General features: G+C 65.5%; 4 protein-coding genes. All 4 read left to right on the forward strand.

The genetic code is table 11. The annotated features are described in order from the left end of the window. Positions 1 to 354 precede the first annotated feature (354 nt). The 4 genes from DC31_RS16565 to DC31_RS16585 all read left to right on the forward strand — a co-directional run bounded on the left by DC31_RS16565 (position 355) and on the right by DC31_RS16585 (position 3,090). A complete protein-coding gene (locus tag DC31_RS16565; RefSeq protein ID WP_036282252.1) occupies positions 355 to 792 on the forward strand; it encodes a hypothetical protein in 438 nt (145 codons plus the stop codon). A gap of 17 nt (positions 793 to 809) precedes the next feature. After that, positions 810 to 1,175, forward strand: coding sequence for a hypothetical protein (locus DC31_RS16570; protein WP_036282253.1), 366 nt, complete (start codon positions 810 to 812; stop codon positions 1,173 to 1,175). 147 nt (positions 1,176 to 1,322) lie between these two features. Then, positions 1,323 to 1,679, forward strand: coding sequence for a hypothetical protein (locus DC31_RS16575; protein ID WP_152545476.1), 357 nt, complete (start codon positions 1,323 to 1,325; stop codon positions 1,677 to 1,679). A gap of 409 nt (positions 1,680 to 2,088) precedes the next feature. Continuing rightward, entirely contained in the window at positions 2,089 to 3,090 is a 1,002-nt protein-coding gene (locus DC31_RS16585; RefSeq protein WP_051607217.1) for a DUF4192 family protein, read from the forward strand. The last annotated feature ends 18 nt before the right edge of the window (positions 3,091 to 3,108 follow it).

Below are 3,108 nucleotides of genomic sequence, written 5' to 3' on the forward strand. Positions count from 1 at the left end.
CGCGGTCTCCCCAAAGGGGACTGCGCGGGGGTCTCTGGTGGCTGTTGCGGGAGTGGTTGGTGTGGTGCCCTGCGGATCGGTTTGGGGTGCTCTGGGGCCGGGATTTGTGGCCGAGTGATCGGGGTGTGCTCAGCGGTCTCTGAGTGCGTTTCTGCGATAGCCGGCCCCATGCAGGCTCATTCCCTCATGCCTGGCTGCCGAGGCCCGTCTAGGGGCGCTGCGCGCCTTTCTGGGGCCGGTTTCACCGGTGGGTTCGGGAGCCCGCTGCGCGACCTCCCTGGCCTGGTGGGGCAATGTCTGACCCTGCCTCTAATCTTACCTATGTCAGATACACAACACAATGAAGGACACGCTATGTCTACGTGGAACGTCATCACAGTCACCGAGGCTCCCCGCCTCACCGAGCGCAAGCTCAGCAAGGCCATCGACCGTGCAGGGCTGTGCCTCTCCGATGAGCAGATCATCGAAGACGAGGACGGCTGGAAGGTCTGCGGCAATTCCAAGTACGAGGCCGAGGGGATCTATGACCTCGCGGCGGATCTCAGCCGCCGTCACACCGGCGCGTGCGTCGAAGTGCTCCAAGAGTGGGACACGCGCGATGCCGACGAGGCAGGGCAGAGCCTGGACGTCTACACCGGCGGCGAGCGTCAACGCGCGAGGTCGCAGGAGAGCGGCCTGGTGCCGGTTGACCTGGTGCAGAGCATTGCCGCTGTGCGCGCGGCGCTGGGTGGTTCCGGCGACCTTGCTGCTGCTGCCCGGTGGCTCATCGACGGCCTCGACGGCTCGCGTTGAGAAGGGGGCAGTGAGCCATGACGACGCAGTACCAGTCCCCCGCCTACTGTGAGGCGGTCACGGCGATCGTCAACGCCGAAGTCGAGTTTTGGGAGGCCTCGATACGCGAGGTCACCCGGCTCATCCCGGCGGGGGTGTGCGCGCTGCTGTTCCGCATCAATGACACCCCGCGCCTGACCTTCGATGCCTACCTCGATGAGGACGGCGTCGAGCACGAGGCCGAAGAGGTCGGCGGCGATGACGGCGGGCTGTTCGACACCCTCGATGAGATCGCGATGCAGCTGGGCGTGCACGAGCACGACGATGCCGCTACCTGGCTGCTGTCCTACGGCCGCGAGCGCTTCACCATCGAGCGCGAGCAGAGCACCGACGCCCCGCAGTAACCCCGCGAGTGCGCCGCCCGATATGAGTTCGGGCGGCGCACTCAATACACGTTGACGCGCTCATAGTGTCCCCCTCGTTTGAGTGTCTGAGGCGGTCGCTATTGTTACTTACGTCAGATACACAACACACGATCTATGGAGGTCACCATGACCACGATTCGCGCCTACGAGATCGACCAGGAGGTCGTCACGGCCGCCGCGCAAATGGTCGGCTACTGGAATGCCGGAGAAGTGCTGAGCGCGCTCAACGTGAGCGAGGGCTTCACCCTGGCAGCGCTACTCGACGCCCTGCACGAGCACGATGCCGCCGCGCACGTCATCCGGGAGGTTTGGGAGGGCGAGTCCGAGGATTCTCGCGACCCGCTCCCCTGGGTAAATGGGCACGGCTCGCGCCTGAGTGAACGCGAGTACCGCACCCGCGCTGACGACCTCGCGCACAACGAGGGTGCCGAACGGTTCCACTTCGACCCGCGCCTCGACTTCGATGATGAAAGCAGCGACTAGCCTGCGGCGAGCGCCCCGTCAAGAAGTTCGACGGGGCGCTCGCTCGTTTGTGCACGGCCAAATGATGCGCAGCACTCCCCGTAGCGCTGATATTCGCCTGCCAAGACTTGCCTTCACCGGCAGCGGCTCGACCAGGTGCCGAGAGCCGTTTGGAAGGTACTGCACCACGTCACCGCCGATGAGATGCACGTCGATACCGAGGCCGGGAGGCCAGACTGCAATCCGCTCGATCAACTCCCCATAGTCGTTCTGAGCCGCACGTACTAGATGGTCTGTCATTTCGTCCTCTCTCCGCTTCCTCATATAGGCCGCACGGATCGCCATTCACGGACATCGCATTTGCAATGTCCGCCGCTTAGTGTATTGTTATGTATGTCAGATACACAACACCCGTTCTATGGAGGACACCATGACCATCACCACCATCCTCAAGGCCGCTCAGGCTAGCGACTTCCTGGCTGCCGTTCCGGCACTGCTGGGTTTCCAGCCGAGCGAGTCCGTCGTGCTCGTTCCGTTCCGTGGCAATGCCACCGCCGGTGCAATGCGGATCGACCTTCCCGCTGCGGAGAACGCTGCCGACATGGCGAGCGCCGCCGCCGGTCTACTGTGCAAGATCACGGGCGTGACCGGCGTGGCCATCGTCGTCTATGGCACTGCCGATCAGGCTGAGTCTGTCAGTGCGCCGATCGTGGCTCAGGCGGAAATGTGCGGCCTCGACGTGGTCGATGCGCTGTACGTCACCGGCACCGAGTGGGCGCATGTCGGTGAGCGCACCATGACCCCGCTGGGCGCTGTTCCGGCGCACATCGCGGCACTGGCGGCCGAGGCTGACGCTCAGGCCGGGGCGGTACTCCCCGAGGTTCCCGAGGCGTTCGCCGCCGAGGTTGCCGACGCTCTGCCGGTGGCATCCGCGACTACCGCGACCGATGCCGTCGTGGCCGCGTTCGAGCGGGCGCTGACGCTGGACGTGGCCGACGCTACGCCGATGGATGCGGCAACACTGCTGGTGCTGCTGCATCGCCCGCTGACGCGCGACGTGGCCCTGGTGCAGTGGGCGCGCGATCTCGCGACCGGCGCGGAAACGCTGGACGCTCAGATGGCGTCCACCGGCACCCGGCAGATGCCGACGCACCTGGCCGAGGTCATCGTCGGCGAAGGCGCTCGCCCGGACGCTGACCGTCTGCGCGACGCTCTGCGCGTGTGCCGCTACCTGGCCGCTGTTGCACCCGAGGCGGCGAAGGTCGGCGCTCTGGTGGCCGCTGGCTGGCTCTCATGGGCGCTGGGACGTTCCTCGCACGCTGACGCATACGTACGTCAGGCGCTCACGATCGATCCCGATCACACGATGGCTGGACTGATCTCGCAGATGGTCAATGCTGGCCACCTGCCCGAGTGGGCGTTCATCCGCTGACACACCCGCCGCGCTCTC

The sequence above is a fragment of the Microbacterium sp. CH12i genome (genome assembly GCF_000685355.1).
Lineage (GTDB): Bacteria > Actinomycetota > Actinomycetes > Actinomycetales > Microbacteriaceae > Microbacterium.